This is a genomic window from Croceibacterium segetis (assembly GCF_011320115.1).
Classification (GTDB): domain Bacteria; phylum Pseudomonadota; class Alphaproteobacteria; order Sphingomonadales; family Sphingomonadaceae; genus Croceibacterium_B; species Croceibacterium_B segetis.
The window spans coordinates 292,133-308,205 of record NZ_JAANOZ010000003.1; the positions used below are offsets into that span (position 1 = coordinate 292,133).

Here is a 16,073-nt window from a genome sequence, read left to right on the forward strand (position 1 = left end):
ATGGCGCGGGACGTAGGTCCCACTCCTTCGCCCCGCAATCAAGTTTTTCTGTCGCGGCACTAAATTGCCGAGTGGAAAACGTCCGGAGGGCTGCCTAGGGTCCGGCCGTCCAGCCAAGGAGAGCGAGCTTGAACGACAACGGCCATTTCGTGCGCGACGATGTTCGCGCGTTTCTCGATTTCGTCGCCTCGCTGAACCGGCCCGAGCTCAGCGAGCAGCCGCTCGAGGAAGCGCGCGCCGGAATGCTGGCGATGGCGCCGATGATCGATCTGCCGCCGCTCGACCTGCCCGTGATCCGCGACGTCACTTGCCCCGGCCCGGCGGGCGACATCCCGCTGCGGTTCTACGATACCCGCGAAAGCCGCGATGCCGCGTGCCCGCTGATGATGTTCTTCCACGGCGGCGGCTTCGTCGTCGGCAACCTCGATTCGCACCACGCGCTGTGCACCGAGCTTGCCGCCGGAATGGACCTGCCGGTGCTGGCCGTCGATTATCGCCTGGCGCCGGAGCACCCCTTCCCCGCGGCGCCGGACGACTGCGAAGCCGCCGCGCGCTGGGCCGCGAAGAGCCCGCACGAGCTGGGCATCAAGGTCAGCGGGCTGATCCCGATCGGCGACAGCGCCGGCGGCAACCTGGCGATCGTCACCACCCAGTCGCTGGCCGAGAAGGAAGCGATGGTGCCGGTGGTGCTGCAAGTGCCGCTCTACCCCCTGGCCGATCCGGTCAAGCCGCACCGCTCGTACGAGGAGTTCGGCGAGGGGTACTTCCTTTCGGCGGCAGGCATCGAGTTTTTCGACCAGGCCTATCGCGCCGATCCCAAGGACCGGCGGACCTACCCGATCCTGGGGCGCCACGAGGGTACGCCGCCGACGGTGGTGATGACCGCCGGGCTCGACCCGCTGCGCGATTCGGGGCGCCGCTATGCCGCGCACCTGATCGAAGCGGGGACCGACGTCGCCTATCTCGAGATGCGCGGCTCGGTCCACGGCTGGGTCAATATGCGCAAGGCGCTTCCCAGCACCGGGAAAGACCTCGAGGACGTAATCGCGGCGATGAAGCTGATGCTGCGGCGGCACGGATGAGCGAAATCGACTATTCCCTCTACCGCCCGTGCGTAGGCGTGATGCTGGTCAACGCCGAGCGCCGCGCCTTCGTCGGCAAGCGGATCGACAACAAGGAAGGCGATTTTTGGCAGATGCCGCAAGGCGGCGTCGATCCGGATGAAGACCCTGACGATGCGGTGCTGCGCGAGCTGTGGGAGGAGACCGGCGCGCGGGCCGAGTACATCGAAGTCGTCGCCCGGCTTCCGCAGGAGCTGTTCTACGAGCTGCCCGCCGAGCTCAAAGGCAAGCTGTGGGGCGGCAAATACGTCGGCCAGCGGCAGACCTGGTACCTCGCCCGGTTCACCGGCAGCGACGCCGACATCAACCTCGAGGCGCACGACCCGCCCGAGTTCTGCGAATGGAAGTGGATCGAGCCGGCACTGCTGCCGGAGCTGATCGTGCCGTTCAAACGCGAGGTCTATGCGGCGATCGTCGCGGGGTTTCGCGAGCTGATCTAGTTCTGCGTCACCACCGGGCTGGGCGAAACTGCTTCTGCGGTGAGGACAGCCTGGCGCGGATGGGACTGGATCGCCAGCGCGAGTTGCTGGGACTCGCTGCACGAGGCGCCGCATAGCGACTGCAGCTGGGCGAGGTTGCGCTTGGCTTTCTCGACCGCGCCTTTCTCCAGCATTGCCTCGCCCTCACCCGACAGTGCGGCGAGATTCTTCGGGTCGCGCTCGAGCGCTTCGCGGTAATATCGGATCGCCTTGCCTTGCAGGCCTTGCGCGCGGGCCGCTTCGCCAAGCTGGAGATAGATCGCCGTGTAGCCCGGGTCGATCGCCAGCGCGGCCTCGAAGCTGTCGACAGCCGCGGCCGGCTCGCCGGCGGCGAGCTGGCTCTTGCCCTGCGCGACGAGCGCCGCGGCGCGCGGGTCCGGTTGCGCCTCGGCGCCCATGCCCGCGCTGGCGGTGACTGCCACGACGAGCGAGAGAGCGAGGGCAGCGGGCGCGTAACGCATGAGAAACTCCTTGAGAGCGGGTCCTTTCGCTCCTGTGGGTTGCGATCCGGGACCGGTCATGGACGGCGAAGCTAACACGGCTTTTCTAGACGTGCGATGAAAAATCCGTCCGTGCCGTCGTGGAACGGCGTAAGTCGCACGCCGGTTCCGCGAGCGGTGCCGAGCGGCAATTCCGGCGGTTCGGCACGCCAGCCCGGATGGGCGGCCTCGAAGCCCGTGATCTGGTCGGGCCCTTCGGCGTCGAGCAGCGAGCAGACAACGTAGACCACGCGTCCGCCGGGCCGGACAAGTTCGCTAGAGATTTCAAGCAATAGGGCCTGTATCTTGGCAAACCGTAGGAGGTCTTCCGGCGCCAGTCGCCAGCGCGCCTCGGGGTTGCGCCGCCAGGTGCCGGTGCCCGAGCACGGCGCGTCGACCAGCACCGCGTCGGCCTTGCCACGCCACGACGTCAATGCGTCCAGCTCGCGGCCGGGATCGAGCAGCACCGTCTCGGCGACCAGCGCCCCCGCCCGCTCCGCGCGCGGACCCAACCGCGATAGCCGCCCGCGGTCGGTATCGGCGGCAACCAGCGTCCCGGCGTTGCCCATCGCCGCCGCCAACGCGAGGGTCTTTCCCCCCGCCCCCGCGCACAGGTCGATCACGGTCTCCCCCGATTTTGCCCCTACCGCCTCGCAAGCGAGCTGGCTGCCGCAGTCCTGCACCTCGACCAGCCCGTCGCGGTAGGCGTCCCATTGCTCGACCGGCGTACCGAACGGCAGGCGCAGCCCCTGCGCCGTGGGCAGGACTTCGCCCGCGACCGGGAGCACGAGCGCCGCGCGATCCGCCTTGAGCGCGTTGACGCGGAGGTCGAGTGGCGCGCGGCCCTGCAGCGCCTGCGCTTCCTCGCCTGTGATTTCGGAGGCGGATAGGCGCTCGACCAGCCACTGCGGCGCCACTCCTGTCTCGGCCACCCGCTCGCCTGGCTCGACCGGAGCGGGGCCGTACCCCGAGCCGTCGAACAAGGCTTCCAACGCCTCGTCCTGCTCCGCCAGCGCCAGCATCGCCGCCCGCCCGCTCGGCGGAACGGGCCCGCAAGCGCGGATCGCGCGATAGACCAGCTCGCGGATCGCCCGCCGGTCCTTCGACCCGGCGAAACGATTGCCGCGAAACCATTCGGCAAGGATGCGGTCGGCCGGCGCGCCCCTGGTGCGCGTGGCATCGATGACCTTATCGAGCAGCTCGATGGCCGACTGGACGCGCGCGGCCGGGGTCACGGCTCAGCGCGTCGGATAGTTCGGCGCCTCGCGGGTGATCGACACGTCGTGAACGTGGCTTTCGCTCAAGCCGGCGTTGGTGATGCGGACGAACTTGCCGTTGCGCCGCAAATCCTCGATCGTCGCACTGCCGGTGTAGCCCATCGCCGCCTTGATCCCGCCGACGAGCTGGTGAACCACGTCGCGCGCCGGACCCTTGTACGGCACCTGGCCTTCGATCCCTTCGGGAACGAGCTTCATCTGGTCCTGGATGTCCTGCTGGAAATAGCGGTCGGCGCTGCCGCGGGCCATCGCCCCGACGCTGCCCATCCCGCGGTAGGCCTTGTAGGCGCGTCCCTGGTAGAGGAACGTCTCGCCGGGCGCTTCCTCGGTGCCGGCCAGCAAGGACCCGATCATCACCGTCGAAGCCCCCGCGGCGAGCGCCTTGGCCGCGTCGCCGCTGGTTCGCAGGCCGCCGTCGCCGATGATCGGCACGTCGCCCGCGGCAGCCGCGGCGTCCATGATCGCGGTCAGCTGCGGCACGCCGACGCCCGCGACGATCCGCGTGGTGCAGATCGAGCCCGGGCCGATGCCGACCTTCACGCCGTCCGCCCCGGCATCGATCAGCGCCCTGGTTGCTTCGGCCGTAGCGACGTTGCCGGCGACCACCTGGACCGAGTTGGACAGCCGCTTCACTCGCTCGACCGCGCGCGCCACGTCGACGTTATGGCCGTGCGCGGTGTCGATCACGATCACGTCGCACTCGGCGTCGATCAGCGCCTCGGTGCGCTTGAAGCCCTTGTCGCCGACGGTGGTCGCGGCGGCGACGCGCAGGCGCCCGCCTTCGTCCTTGGTCGCGTCGGGATTGAGGACGGCCTTTTCCATGTCCTTGACCGTGATCAGGCCGGTGCAGCGGTAGTTGTCGTCGACCACCAGCAGCTTCTCGATCCGCCGTTGATGGAGCAGCCGCCGCGCCTCGTCCTGGCTGACGCCGGACTTCACCGTGGCGAGGTTCTCGTGCGTCATGAGCTCGCGCACCGGCTGCTTGGGATTGGCGGCGAAGCGCACGTCGCGGTTGGTGAGGATGCCGCACAGCTTGCCGTCGGCGTCGGTCACCGGGATGCCGCTGATCGAGTGCTGGGTCATCAGCGCCTGCGCATCGCCGAGCGTGGCATCGGGCGAGATGGTGATCGGGTTGACGATCATCCCGCTCTCGAAGCGCTTGACCGTGCGCACCGCGTCGCACTGCTCCTTCACCGTCAGGTTGCGGTGGAGCACGCCGATGCCGCCCAGTTGCGCCATCACGATCGCCATTTGCGCCTCAGTGACGGTATCCATCGCAGACGAGATGATCGGAATGTTGAGCGCGATGTCGCGCGTCAGCCGCGTCTTGGTGCTCGCCTGGCTGGGGACGATAGCGCTTTCGGCCGGCCTCAGGAGGACGTCGTCGAAGGTGAGGCCGGTTTCGATTTCCATGGATGCCACTTTTCTGATGCGCGGAGCGATTCGTGGCGGCCCATGTAAACGCGGTTTGCCGAATTCGCCAGTGGGGTGTCCGGTGTGGCCATGTCGCGCTATCTTGCCGCCCGAGGAAGGAGGGATGCGATGGCGAAACGAAGCATCGGCCCGCTGATCTTCGGCAAGGTCTATCCGTTTCTGATCAGGAAGGCCGAGGCCAAGGGGCGCACGAAGGAAGAGGTCGACGAGGTCACCTGCTGGCTGACGGGCTACGACCAGGCCGGCCTCGACGACCAGATCGCCCGTGGCATCGACTACGAGACATTCTTTGCCGAAGCACCGCGGATGAATCCCAACGCCGCGCTGATCAAGGGGGTGATATGCGGTTACCGGGTCGAGGAGATCGAGGATCCGGTCGAGCGGAAAGCCCGGCAGCTGGACAAGCTGGTCGACGAACTCGCCAAGGGCCGGCCGATGGAGAAGATCAAGCGCGGGTGACTAGCCGTCGTCCTCGTCAGCAGGGGGCAGTGACCTTAAGTTCTCGATCTCGCGTGCGGTGCGCTCGGCCGGATCGGTCGCGATGGTTTCCAGCGTTGCCACCCGGTCCTGCAACCTGGTCACCAGACTCCGCAGCAGCTCGTTCTCCTCGTCGATCGAGCGCAGGGTCTTGACCGGCTTGGCCTGGGTATCGGCGTAGAACTCCACAAACCCACACTCGGTGCAGCGGCGGGAGAGCAGATCGGCTGCTTTCCCTCCCCCCAACCCCAAGACCGCCTTCCAGCCCGGCTCACCATCGCGCCACTTCACCCGCCCGCCGGTGTCCGGAAGGTAGATGTAGCCCTGACTCATCCGCCCGCGGCATTTGGGACAATCCGCCATGTCTCGGTCTCCCACGCTTCTGTATCAGTCACCTAATACACTTGATGGCAAGGCGCGCCGTCGTCAACTACCCCGCCGTCCACCCGCCATCGATGGTGTAGTTTGCGCCGTTGATGTTCTGTGCCTCGTCGCGGCAGAGGAAGACTGCGAGCGCGGCGACTTCCTCCGGCTGGACGAACTTCTTGGTCGGCTGCTTGGCGAGGAGGACGTCGTTCACCACCTGCTCGCGGCTCATTCCGCGTGCGGCCATCGTGTCGGGTATCTGGTTCTCGACCAGCGGCGTCCACACGTAGCCGGGGCTGATGCAGTTGGCGGTAACGCCGTGCTCGGCGAGCTCGAGCGCGAGGACCTTGGTCAGCCCGGCGATGCCGTGCTTGGCGGCCACGTACGCCGCCTTGAACGGGCTCGCGGCAAGCGAGTGGGCGCTGGCGGTGGCGATGATCCGGCCCCACCCCCGGGCCTTCATGTGCGGCACGGCCAGGCGCGCGGTGTGGAACGCGGCCGAGAGGTTGAGGGCGATCACCGCGTCCCACTTCTCGGGCGGAAAATCCTCGACCGGGGCGACGTGCTGCATGCCGGCATTGTTGACCAGGATGTCGATCGGGCTGGCCTTGTCCATCAGTTCCTCGACGCCTTGCGTGGTCGTCAGGTCGGCGCCGACATGGATGGCGCTGCATTCTTCGCACAGCCGGGCGATCTCTGCCGGGTCGCCGAAGCCGTTGAGCACCACGTCCGCGCCCTGCGCGGCCAGCGCGCGAGCGATGGCGAGGCCGATGCCCGATGTCGAACCGGTGACCAGCGCGCGTTTGCCCGACAGGAACATTCGACCCTCCTTGGCGATTGAGCGGGAAGCCTTACGAAACCGCGAGCGGAGGTCCAGCCCTCTTTTCGCAAGCGCACAATGAGGGGCAGACCATGCGGCTTGGACCATTCGATCCCAACAACATCCGCGTGCGGCGGGGTGGAGGCGGCGGGCTGCCGATCGGCGGCGCCGGAGGCGTTGGCTGCGGCACCATCGTGATCGCGCTGATTGCCTACTTCGTGTTCGGCGCCGACCCGTCGCAATTCCTCGGCGGGACGCAGGTCACGGACCAGGGCGGCTATTCCAGCCAGCAAGGTGGCGAAACCGGCGCGCAAATCTGCAACGACAATCAATACGCGACCGAAGCATGCAACGCGCTCTCGTCGCTCAACAGCACCTGGCAACCTGTCTTCGAGAAGGCCGGCATCCGGTTCACTCAACCGACGCTGGTCTTTTATCAGGGTGGCACACGATCGGGTTGCGGCAACGCGTCGAGTTCGATGGGCCCGTTCTACTGCCCGGGCGACCAGAGCATCTACATCGACACGAGCTTCTACGACGAGATGAACCACCAGCTCGGCGCCGGGCCCGGCGATTTCGCGCGCTACTACGTGATCGCCCATGAATACGGGCACCATGTCCAGAACCTCACCGGGGTGGCGCAGCAGGTCGGCAGCGCGATGCAGCAGAATCCGCGGCAGGCCAACCAGCTCTCGGTGCTGATGGAGCTCCAGGCCGACTGCTACGCCGGAGTGTGGGCGGGCAAGAACCGCAACCTCATCGAACCGGGCGACTTCGAGGAAGGGATGCAGGCCGCCAACGCGATCGGCGACGACACCCTCACCCACGGCGCGGTGGCTCCCGACAACTTCACCCACGGCACCAGCCAGCAGCGGATGGCGGCGCTCAGGGCGGGCATGCAGAGCGCCGACGATACCGCGTGCGACAAGATCGTGCAGGCGGGATAACAAGAAAGGCGGCGGAGGATCCGTGTCTCCCCCCGCCGGCTTAGCTCGAAGTTGGGCGATAGCCCCTATTTCTGAGCTTCGAGTCGGACGATTTCCTGGTCGAGTTCGGCGAGGACCTGGTCGCGAACCGAAGCGCTGATCTCGGCGTTATGCGCGATCGCCTCGCGCGCCATGCGCAGGCCCATCGAAGCCTGGCCCTCGGCCATGCGCGCCTGCTGGCGAATGATGCGTTCGCAAATGACCACGTGCTGGCGGCCGCTGTCGTCGGTCCACGAGCGTGAGCCGCTGCCCCCGGCCTTGTCGCAGTCGGTCGAAACGTCGGGCATGTGTTCGGCCATCGCCAGCGCCATTTTCCGGTGGTCCTTGGCCATCTTCTCCCATTCGCCGGACTTTTCCTTCCATTCGGCGCCCTTCTTCTCCCATTCGCGGCGCATTTCCTCGAAGTGCTTCTTCTGTGCCTCGCTCAGCGGGCCGTCGCTGCGCATGACGAACATGCGCCGCTCGCCCTTGTCGGCCTTCCCGCCGTCGCGATGCATCTCGATGACGTGCCGCTCGATCCTCGGTGCGTCGGGCGCTTGCGGGGCCTCGGGCGCCTCCGGAGCGCGCGGCGGGGCCGGCGGCAGGGGCGGAGCCGGCGGCACCGCGGACGGATCGACCTGGACGCTCTCGACGACGCTGTCTTGCGCCGCGGCGGCATAGCTGATCGACGCGGTCAGCGGCAGCGCCAGCGCTCCGCCGGCGAGAAGCCAGCGGCCCACGCGGCGGCGTGAAGGCGAAACGTCGGACATGGATAGGCTCCTCAGACGGTGGATGATCGATTTCTCGCCGATGATCGGACAGGCCATCGGCGCGGCCAGCGCGAGCCGCGGGCCGGCCGCGAACTCGGCAATGAGCCCGGCATAGAGCGCTCGTTCGCGGCGATCGCGGCCCGCCAGCACGCGCGCGTCGCAGGCGGCTTCCTGGTCGCGGCGCATGGCACGCCAGCCCATCCAGGCGAGCGGGTTGAACCAGTGCAGCGCGAGCAGCGGCTGCGCGGCGAAATTGGCGAGAATGTCGTGGCCGCGGTGGTGCGCCAGCTCGTGAGCGATGGCGAGATCGCGCGCGGCGCGGTCTTCCATCGCCATGAACAGCGGCGGCAGGGCGACAACCTTGTCGCGCACGCCGAACGCCACCGGCGAGCTCACCGCCGGCGTTTCGACCAGGCGGATGCGGTCGACTTCGCCGACCGGCCGCGCTTCGGCGAGGAGGTCGCGGCGCATCCGGCGATAGGAGAGCACGCGCCAGGCGAGGAACAGTGCCGCGCTGCCGAGCCACAGCGCCAGCCACAAGTCGGCCCGCTCCCACAGCGGCACCGGCGCGGGCGCGGCGCCGGGCGAGTCCTGCGCGGCCATCGCCAGCGCGAGCAGGGCCTGGTCGCTCAGCTGGGCCTGTTGCGGGGCCATGTCGGCGGGCAGTTCGACCGGCGGCAGCATCAGCCTGAGCGCCGGCAGCGCCCACAGGGCGTAGGCGAACTGCGGCCCGAACCAGCGCGAGAACGGGCGCCGCACAAGCAGCACGAGCGCGATCAGCAACCCGGTGTAGAGCAGCGTGTCGGTGAGCCAGGCGGTCATTGCTTGAGCTCCCGGATCAGGCGTTCGATCTCGTCGATGTCCTCGTCGCTGAGCGCTTCGGCCTCGACCAGATGAACCAGCAGCGGCGCGGCGCGGCCACCGAACAGGCGGTCGACCAGGCGGCGGGACTCGCTGCCGACATAGTCGGTGCGTTCGATGGTCGGGCTATAGAGGAAACGGCGTCCGTCGGGCTCGGTCGAGACCGCCTTCTTGGCGACGAGCCGCGAAAGCAGCGTCTTGACCGTCGCCAGGCTCCAGCCGCGCTCCTCGGCGACCTTGTCGCTGACTTCGGTGGCGGTGAGCGGGCTCTGCTCCCACAGCGCCTCCATCACCGCGTGCTCGGCTTCGCTGATGCGTTCCCCAGGATCGTCTGCCGGCTCGGTCATGGCGTTCCTCCCTTTGTTACGTCTACGCGTGTAGATGCAACGACTACACTCGTAAACTGAATTGCCGATGAACGGCCCGCGAGCTTGGCAAATCCGCTTTGCCCGCTATCACCGCCGCGATGGATATCGGACGGGTCAGGTCGCTGGCGGACTGCCACAAGATCGCGGATTTCCGCGAACTGGCGCGGCGGCGCCTGCCGTTCCCGGTGTTTCACTACATCGACGGCGGCGGCGATGACGAGTCGACCAAGGCACGCAACACCGCCGCATTCGACGAGGTCGATCTGGTGCCGGACGTGCTGGTCGACGTCGAGTCGATCGACACTTCGGTGACGGTGCTCGGCAAGTCGTCACGGCTACCGCTGATGCTCAGCCCGACCGCGCTGCAGCGGCTGTTCCACTGGCAAGGCGAGCGTGCGGTCGCCGCAGCGGCGGAGAAGTTCGGCCTGTGGTTCGGCATCTCCAGCCTCGCCAGCGTGAGCATGGAGGAGATCGGGGCCAATTTCGCCGGGCCCAAGATGCTGCAGTACTATTACCACAAGGACCGGGGGCTCAACGCGGCGCTGCTCGAGATGGCCCGGGCGGCGAAGTTCGATGCCGTGGCGCTAACGGTGGACACGATCGTCGGCGGCAACCGCGAACGGTGCCTGCGCACCGGTTTCACCAGCCCTCCCCGCATTACCCCCGCGAGCGCCTTCAGCTACGCCAGCAAGCCGCGCTGGGCGCTCGACTACCTGTTTCGCGAGAAGTTCTCGTTGCCCAATCTCGAGAAGCACGTCGCCGCCGGCAGCGACGTCTCGGCCTCGATCCAGTCGTACTTCAGCGAGATGCTCGACCAGACCCTGGACTGGAAAGCGGCCGAGAAGCTGCGCGACGACTGGGGCGGCAAGTTCGCGCTCAAGGGGGTGATGTCGGTCGGCGACGCACGGCGGGCGGCGGACATGGGTGTCGATGCGATCTTCATTTCGAACCATGGCGGCCGCCAGCTCGACGGGGCTCGCGCGCCGTTCGATCAATTGGCCGAGATCGTCGATGCGGTCGGCGACCGGGTCGAGGTGATCCTCGACGGCGGTGTCCGGCGCGGGACCCATGTTCTGAAGGCTCTGAGCCTCGGCGCGAAAGCGGTCTCGGGCGGGCGAATGTACCTCTATGCCCTCGCCGCCGCCGGCCAGGCAGGGGTCGAGCGCGCGCTCGGCTTGCTCGAAGCCGAAATCGTTCGCGACATGAAGCTGATGGGCAAGACCAGCGTCGACCAGCTCACCCGGGACAACTTGCGCCTGCGTTAACGGTGGAACGCGATCGTCAATTCGAAAGGCCCTTCGCCCTCGACGTGGTGCGGGACCTGCGGCGGCACGATGAACTGGCTGGGCGCGCTCAGCTCATCGACGCCGCCCTGCTCGTCGTCCCACACGAAACGCAGCGATCCTTCGGTCAGTGCGATCACGCCCCAGGTGCCTTCCTTGAGCCGATGCTCGGCGCGCAGCCCAGCGGGCAGGCTCGCGGCGTCGAATGGCCCGATCGTCCGGTAGGCGCCGCTCTCCAGGGGGAGATCGCCGCGCGGAGCGATCGGGCCTCCGCCCGTCGATGTGCGACCCACAGGCGGATTAGGGATGGGGAAGGTCCTTTCCTGCGCGACCGCCCGAGAGCCCGTCGCGCTGCATGGTGATTCCGGTGAGCAGGCTGTCGGCGATCATGCGCGCCCTGCCGGCCACGAGCGCGGTCGCCTCCGACGTCGGCTCGGCTTCGCGCAACGTCGCGTAGAACAGCTCGAGCCACTGCGAGAAGTGGCGCTGCTCGAGGCCGGGTATGGCGAGGTGCTTGAGCATAGGATTGCCGGCGAACTCGCCGCTATTGTGCAGCACCGAGCGCCAGAACGCCTTCATTCGCGCGAGGTGCTTCGGCCAATCGGCGATCCGCTCGGCAAAGATCGGCCCGAGCAAGCCGTCGTCGCGGATCTTGCCGTAGAAGGTCTCGACGAAGTGATCGATGTAATCGGCATCGACGCCGATCTCCTCGGCGGCGGCACGCTTCTCGGCGCGCTTCAGCGCTGCGTAATCGCGGGCTTCGAGGTTGGGGGAGCGGGATTCGGCGGCTGCGGTGGACATGGCGACTCACTTAATCCGCTTGTCGATTAAATCAATATCTCATATACCTATTTAATGCAGCTGAGCCTCCACAGCGATTATGCCCTGCGCGTGCTGATGGCCCTTGCCGCAAGCGAGCGGCAATTGTCGGTCGAGGAGATCGCCCGGCGCTACGGCATCTCGCGCAATCACCTCGCCAAGGTCGCTCAAGGGCTGCAGGCCGAGGGCTTCGTGCAGACCTTCCGCGGCCGTGCCGGCGGCATGCGGCTCGCGCGGCCGGCGGACGAGATCGTCGTCGGCGACGTCGTCCGCCGCTTCGAAAACCTCGAGGCCTTCGTCGGATGCTTCGCTGCCGGCCACGGCTGCGCGGTGAACGGCGTGTGCGCGCTCAAGCCGGCGCTGAACGGCGCCGTGGAGGCGTTTCTCGGCCACCTCGACGGGTTTCGCCTGAGCGATCTCGTCCCCGACCGCCCGGCTTTCGTCGAGCGGCTGGAGCGGATGGCCGCGGCCTAGCCCGGCGACCGCGCGCTGTTGCGCCATGAGATGAGCACGGCAGCCAGGAACGCCACCATGCTGAAGATCGCGCTGGCGCTGCCGACGATCGCGACAGGCACGAACCGCCGGTCGACGAAGGCCATCAGATAGACCATCGCGATCGTCAGGCAGACCGCCGCGAGCGCCTGAAGCGCGAAGTTGGTCCACGCCAGCCACCGCGGGTACGTGCCGGCGGCAAGGGCATAGAAGCCGCCCATCACGGCCATGCTGACCCAGCCGACGAGGTTGAGGTGCGCGTGGGCGATGAAGGTCGAATGGTTGTCGGTTCGGCCCATGTGCTCGCCCCAGATCGTGCCGATGAGGCCGCACAGCGCGGCAAGGCCGAAAAAGGCATACGAAACGCGAGGCATCGTCTCTCTCCCCCAAAGAGCCGTGAGGTCTCAGGGCTAACGCAGCCGGGCTCATGCGGCAAGCTCACGCTCGACCTGCGGCCGACCGGCCTGCCATGATGGGTAATGCTCAAGCGATTCGCCGCCGCCCTCACGCTCGCCCTCGCCGCCCCCGTCGCCGCGCAGGACGCACCGGCCCAACCGCGCACCGATCTGGTCGTGCTCGAAACCGCGCTCGGCGACATCACCCTGGCGATCGAGAGCGAGCGCGCACCGGTCACTGCCGCCAACTTCCTGCGCTACGTCGACGAACGCCGCCTCGATGGGACGGTGTTCTACCGGGCGATGCGGCTCGCCTGGGGCGAGCAGCCGAACGGGCTCATTCAAGGTGGCACGCAATACGATCCCAAGCGCGTGCTGCCGCCGATTGCGCACGAGCCGACCACCCAGACGGGACTGAGCCACACCGCCGGGGCGATCTCGATGGCGCGCTACGCGCCGGGCACCGCCACCGGCGACTTTTCGATCATGGTTTCCGACCAGCCTTCGCTCGATGCCGACCCCAAGGGCGAGACCGACGACGCCCGCGCGGGGTTTGCGGTCTTCGGCCACGTCGTCTCCGGAATGGTCGTCGTGCGGCAGATCTTCGCCGCGCCCACCGATCCGGACAAGGGCGAAGGCTTCATGAAAGGGCAAATGCTCGCCCAGCCGGTGACGATCCTCCACGCGCACCGCGTGAAGGCCTCCTAGCCGGGGCGCAGGCCCCAGACCCACGCGACCAGCGGGGTTCCGAGCAGGATGACGATGAACGATAGAGGCAGGCCCAGCCGGGCATAATCGCCGAACCTGTACCCCCCGGGGCCGCGAACGAGCGTATTGCACTGGTGTCCGATCGGAGTGAGGAAATCGCACCCGGCCCCGGTCGCGACCGCCATCAGCATCGCATCGGCGCCAAGCCCGAGCTTTTCAGCCAAGCCGACGCCGATCGGCGCCAGGATCAGCACCGTCGGCGCGTTGTGCAGAAAGGGCGCGCAAACCATGGCTGCAAGCATCATCCCGCCGAGCACGATTATCGGGCTCGCGCCCGAGAGCGCCGAGGCGAGCCCGTGAGCGATAAGCGCCGTGCCGCCGTTGTCATGGATCGCTTCGCTTAGCGGTGTAAGCGCGCCGATCAGCACGAGCACTTCGGGCTCGAGGGCGCGGTACGCCTCGCGCATCGACAAGGATCCTATCGCGATCACGGCAACCGCCGCGGCGAAAAATCCCACCGCGACGGGAAGCACATGGAGCGCAACGAGCGCTATGGCAGCGCTCAGCAACAGGATCGGTCCATAGCGCGCGCGTCGCGTGCCGATGGTCACCGAGCGCTCCGCCAGCGGCAGCAGCCCGAGCTCCTGCAGCACGCGCGCCAGCGCACCCTCTCCCGCCTGAATCACCACGAGGTCGCCGGGCTCGAAGCGCACTTCCGAAAGCCTTTCGCGCAGCGGCTGGCCGTGGCGGCTGACCGCCAGCAGCTTGGTGCCGAAAGTGCGCTGCAGCGCCACTATGCCGGCTGACAGCCCGACGAGGATCGAACGCGGTTCCACGACCGCCTCTATCGAGCGGAGCTCCTCGTTTGCCTCCTCGGTTTCGACCGGAATCTCTTCTCGCGCGTGCTCCAGCGGCAGCCGCTGGAACAGTGTGGCGAGCGATTCCTCCTCGCCCCTGATCTGCAACACCATGCCGGGCACTAGCTTGGTACCGGGGTCGACCGGCCGGCGCTCCCCCTGCGCATCGATCAGCCCGGTCAACTGGACGTTGAAGTCCCCCAGCTTGAGGTCGGCGACGGTGGCGAGACTCTCGGGCCAGCCATCCCCGATACCTGCTTCGGTCGCATACTGCACGCCGGCGTGAGCGTCCTCCATTGCTGCCCTCGGCGCCCGGTCGCGCGGCAACAGGCGCCAGCCGAAGCTGAGGAAGACAAACCCCGCCAAAGTCAGGCCCAGGCCCACCGGTGCAAAGTCGAACATCGCGAACGGCTTGCCGAAGGTATCCTCGCGGACCTGGCTGACGATGATGTTGGTCGAGGTGCCGACCAGCGTCACCAGCCCGCCGAGCAGGGCCATGAACGACATCGGCATCAGCAGCAGCGAGGGCGAGCTCTGTTCCGACCGGCCAAGCCGGATGGCGACCGGCATCAGCGCCGCCAGCGCGCCGACGTTCTTGTTGATCATCGCGAACAGCCCCGTCGCCGCGGCCATGGCCGGAACCTGGGTCTGCGGCGTGCGCAGGTGCCGGATCAGCGGAGCGACCAGCGGCTCGATCACGCCGGAGCGGGTAATCGCCGCCGAAAGGATCAATGCCCCGGCGATGACGATGACCACGTCGCTGGTGAAGCCGGTGAAAGCGTGCTTCCCGTCGACCACCCCGGTGAGGACCGCCACCAGCAGCGCCCCGAGCGAAATCGCGTCGTACCGGAAACGCCCCGAAGCGAATAGCGCCACCGCCGTCCCGACGATCGCGAAGGACAGCCCCTGTTCGAATGTCATCGCGTGACGATGCCGACCAGCACGGCGAGACCGAGCAGAACGAGGAAGCCGTTGAAGAACAGCAGCAGCCAGGCGGGCAGTTGCGGGGCGTCCGGCTCCGGCCGCTCCTTGCCCGCCAGCTCGCGCCAGACGCCGGCGACGAAACAGAATTCGGCGAAGATCAGCAGCACGATCGAGGCGACCAGCACAATCCACGGCTCGACCAGCTTCTCGAGTAGCGCCTTGGCGCCGATCCCCGCGGCGAGCGCGGCAAGCCCGGTGCGCATCCACGCGGCGTAAGTCCGCTCGCCGGCGAGCAGGGTGCGGTCGGCCGCCAGCTTCGTGCGACGCTCGGCGCTGGTTTCCTGGGCGACGGCGCTGTCGACCATCGTCTCGGCGCTGTCGGCCACGGTATCGGCGCTGCCGGCGAGCGTTTGCGCGCTGTCGACCAGCTTCTCCTGCGCCTTGGCGGCTCTGCTTTCGACTTTGGTCGCCACGATGGACTTAACGCGCGGCGAGGCGCGCGGTGCCGCGGCTATTTTGCTTCGGTTTCCTGCGGATCGCCCTCGACCTCGTCGCCTGGCTGTTCCTTGCGGAACCGCAGCGTCCGGTCGAAGCGCTCCAGCACGAAACTGTCGCCGTCGCGCCGCAAGATCTGGTGATCGAAAGCGACGGTGCCGAGATCGTTGGGAACGAAGCGGAAATGCATCGCCCTGGTGCCGGCGGGAACGGGCACGGGGTCCGAGGCGATCTGGTACAGCGGAAAGGCCAGCATCACCTCTACCGGTTGGCCACCGCGCTTGATCTTGAAGCTCACCCGGTCCTTGTCGAACATGGCGGGCATCCCGCTGCCGTCCGTGAGCCGGACGCCGGCCTCGAACAGCTGCAGGGGAATGTCCTCCGCCACCTCGAGCGTGATGTCGAGCGCGCCGCCGGCGGCCGCATCGATCCCGACAAGCTCGAACCTGGGCGCATTGACCGGATCGCTGGTCAGCGCGATCCCGCTGTCCGTCGCCTCCCAGGTGCCCCTGGCCGCCTCGTCCATCGCGCCGTAACTCAGGAAATATTCGAAACGGCCGTCCGCTTCGAGCCGCAAGCCCGTGCCGACTTCCATCTGGCTGCCGTTGTATGTGCCGACGAGATCGGCCGGCTGGACCTGGGCAAATGCCGAGCCCGGCCATGCAAGGCCCAGCATGACAACA

At 67.6% G+C, this 16,073-nt stretch carries 20 protein-coding genes; 7 read left to right on the plus strand and 13 right to left on the minus strand.

Annotated features, from left to right (window positions below; genetic code table 11):
• Positions 1 to 128: 128 nt before the first annotated feature.
• Positions 129 to 1,082, plus strand: coding sequence for an alpha/beta hydrolase (locus tag G7B69_RS05160; protein ID WP_166176774.1), 954 nt, complete (start codon positions 129 to 131; stop codon positions 1,080 to 1,082).
• On the plus strand, positions 1,079 to 1,561 hold the full coding sequence (locus G7B69_RS05165; protein WP_166176775.1) for an RNA pyrophosphohydrolase: 483 nt from the start codon (positions 1,079 to 1,081) through the stop codon (positions 1,559 to 1,561). Before G7B69_RS05160 ends, G7B69_RS05165 begins: the two co-directional genes overlap by 4 nt.
• Here G7B69_RS05165 and G7B69_RS05170 read toward each other — a convergent pair.
• The 3 genes from G7B69_RS05170 to guaB all read right to left on the minus strand — a co-directional run bounded on the left by G7B69_RS05170 (position 1,558) and on the right by guaB (position 4,769).
• On the minus strand, positions 1,558 to 2,061 hold the full coding sequence (locus G7B69_RS05170) for a tetratricopeptide repeat protein (RefSeq protein ID WP_166176777.1): 504 nt from the start codon (positions 2,059 to 2,061) through the stop codon (positions 1,558 to 1,560). The two genes, G7B69_RS05165 and G7B69_RS05170, sit on opposite strands and share 4 nt — an antisense overlap.
• A 71-nt stretch (positions 2,062 to 2,132) precedes the next feature.
• Positions 2,133 to 3,314, minus strand: coding sequence for an RsmB/NOP family class I SAM-dependent RNA methyltransferase (locus tag G7B69_RS05175; RefSeq protein WP_166176779.1), 1,182 nt, complete (start codon positions 3,312 to 3,314; stop codon positions 2,133 to 2,135).
• Positions 3,315 to 3,317: 3 nt separating this feature from the next.
• Positions 3,318 to 4,769 (minus strand): IMP dehydrogenase, encoded by a 1,452-nt coding sequence (gene guaB, locus G7B69_RS05180; protein ID WP_166176782.1) that lies wholly within the window; start codon positions 4,767 to 4,769, stop codon positions 3,318 to 3,320.
• A gap of 129 nt (positions 4,770 to 4,898) precedes the next feature.
• Between guaB and G7B69_RS05185 the strand changes: the two genes are divergently transcribed.
• Entirely contained in the window at positions 4,899 to 5,249 is a 351-nt protein-coding gene (locus G7B69_RS05185; protein ID WP_166176784.1) for a DUF2200 domain-containing protein, read from the plus strand.
• Here the strand turns inward: G7B69_RS05185 and G7B69_RS05190 are convergent, their stop codons facing one another.
• Both G7B69_RS05190 and G7B69_RS05195 read right to left on the minus strand, forming a co-directional pair.
• The gene (locus G7B69_RS05190) at positions 5,250 to 5,600 is read right to left on the minus strand and encodes a hypothetical protein (RefSeq protein WP_166176786.1); all 351 of its coding nucleotides are present in this window, start codon (positions 5,598 to 5,600) and stop codon (positions 5,250 to 5,252) included.
• Between the two features lie 97 nt (positions 5,601 to 5,697).
• Positions 5,698 to 6,453 (minus strand): 3-hydroxybutyrate dehydrogenase, encoded by a 756-nt coding sequence (locus G7B69_RS05195; RefSeq protein ID WP_166176788.1) that lies wholly within the window; start codon positions 6,451 to 6,453, stop codon positions 5,698 to 5,700.
• 92 nt (positions 6,454 to 6,545) lie between these two features.
• On the opposite strand from G7B69_RS05195, the gene ypfJ reads away from it, so the two are divergent.
• A complete protein-coding gene (gene ypfJ / locus G7B69_RS05200) occupies positions 6,546 to 7,400 on the plus strand; it encodes a KPN_02809 family neutral zinc metallopeptidase (RefSeq protein ID WP_166176790.1) in 855 nt (284 codons plus the stop codon).
• A 65-nt stretch (positions 7,401 to 7,465) separates the two neighbouring features.
• On the opposite strand, the gene G7B69_RS05205 is transcribed toward ypfJ, so the two are convergent.
• Entirely contained in the window at positions 7,466 to 9,010 is a 1,545-nt protein-coding gene (locus G7B69_RS05205) for a M56 family metallopeptidase (RefSeq protein WP_166176792.1), read from the minus strand.
• Complete coding sequence (locus tag G7B69_RS05210; RefSeq protein WP_166176794.1) at positions 9,007 to 9,396, minus strand: BlaI/MecI/CopY family transcriptional regulator; 390 nt, start codon at positions 9,394 to 9,396, stop codon at positions 9,007 to 9,009. Before G7B69_RS05210 ends, G7B69_RS05205 begins: the two co-directional genes overlap by 4 nt.
• Positions 9,397 to 9,515: 119 nt before the next feature.
• Between G7B69_RS05210 and G7B69_RS05215 the strand changes: the two genes are divergently transcribed.
• Positions 9,516 to 10,682, plus strand: a complete 1,167-nt coding sequence (locus G7B69_RS05215) for an alpha-hydroxy acid oxidase (protein WP_166176925.1) — start codon at positions 9,516 to 9,518, stop codon at positions 10,680 to 10,682.
• Here the strand turns inward: G7B69_RS05215 and G7B69_RS05220 are convergent.
• On the minus strand, positions 10,679 to 10,993 hold the full coding sequence (locus G7B69_RS05220) for a TehB family protein (RefSeq protein ID WP_166176796.1): 315 nt from the start codon (positions 10,991 to 10,993) through the stop codon (positions 10,679 to 10,681). The genes G7B69_RS05215 and G7B69_RS05220 overlap by 4 nt on opposite strands.
• Positions 10,994 to 11,000: 7 nt before the next feature.
• Positions 11,001 to 11,501, minus strand: a complete 501-nt coding sequence (locus G7B69_RS05225; RefSeq protein ID WP_243415032.1) for a group III truncated hemoglobin — start codon at positions 11,499 to 11,501, stop codon at positions 11,001 to 11,003.
• 54 nt (positions 11,502 to 11,555) lie between these two features.
• Here G7B69_RS05225 and G7B69_RS05230 point away from each other — a divergent pair, with 54 nt between their 5' ends.
• Positions 11,556 to 11,993: an RrF2 family transcriptional regulator gene (locus G7B69_RS05230; protein WP_166176798.1), complete on the plus strand. Its 438-nt coding sequence runs from the start codon at positions 11,556 to 11,558 to the stop codon at positions 11,991 to 11,993.
• On the opposite strand, the gene G7B69_RS05235 is transcribed toward G7B69_RS05230, so the two are convergent.
• The gene (locus G7B69_RS05235) at positions 11,990 to 12,385 is read right to left on the minus strand and encodes a hypothetical protein (RefSeq protein WP_166176800.1); all 396 of its coding nucleotides are present in this window, start codon (positions 12,383 to 12,385) and stop codon (positions 11,990 to 11,992) included. The genes G7B69_RS05230 and G7B69_RS05235 overlap by 4 nt on opposite strands.
• 105 nt (positions 12,386 to 12,490) lie before the next feature.
• Here G7B69_RS05235 and G7B69_RS05240 point away from each other — a divergent pair, with 105 nt between their 5' ends.
• The gene (locus G7B69_RS05240) at positions 12,491 to 13,114 is read left to right on the plus strand and encodes a peptidylprolyl isomerase (RefSeq protein ID WP_166176802.1); all 624 of its coding nucleotides are present in this window, start codon (positions 12,491 to 12,493) and stop codon (positions 13,112 to 13,114) included.
• Here G7B69_RS05240 and G7B69_RS05245 read toward each other — a convergent pair.
• Genes G7B69_RS05245 through G7B69_RS05255 form a run of 3 tightly spaced genes read right to left on the minus strand, consistent with a single transcriptional unit; the run spans position 13,111 to position 16,066 of the window.
• A complete protein-coding gene (locus tag G7B69_RS05245; RefSeq protein WP_166176804.1) occupies positions 13,111 to 14,892 on the minus strand; it encodes an SLC13 family permease in 1,782 nt (593 codons plus the stop codon). The genes G7B69_RS05240 and G7B69_RS05245 overlap by 4 nt on opposite strands.
• Positions 14,889 to 15,368 carry a DUF202 domain-containing protein gene (locus G7B69_RS05250; RefSeq protein ID WP_166176806.1) on the minus strand — a complete coding sequence of 160 codons (480 nt, stop codon included), beginning with the start codon at positions 15,366 to 15,368 and terminating at the stop codon, positions 14,889 to 14,891. The genes G7B69_RS05245 and G7B69_RS05250 overlap by 4 nt, the downstream gene beginning before the upstream one ends.
• A 38-nt stretch (positions 15,369 to 15,406) precedes the next feature.
• Complete coding sequence (locus G7B69_RS05255; protein ID WP_166176807.1) at positions 15,407 to 16,066, minus strand: hypothetical protein; 660 nt, start codon at positions 16,064 to 16,066, stop codon at positions 15,407 to 15,409.
• Between the last annotated feature and the right edge of the window lie 7 nt (positions 16,067 to 16,073).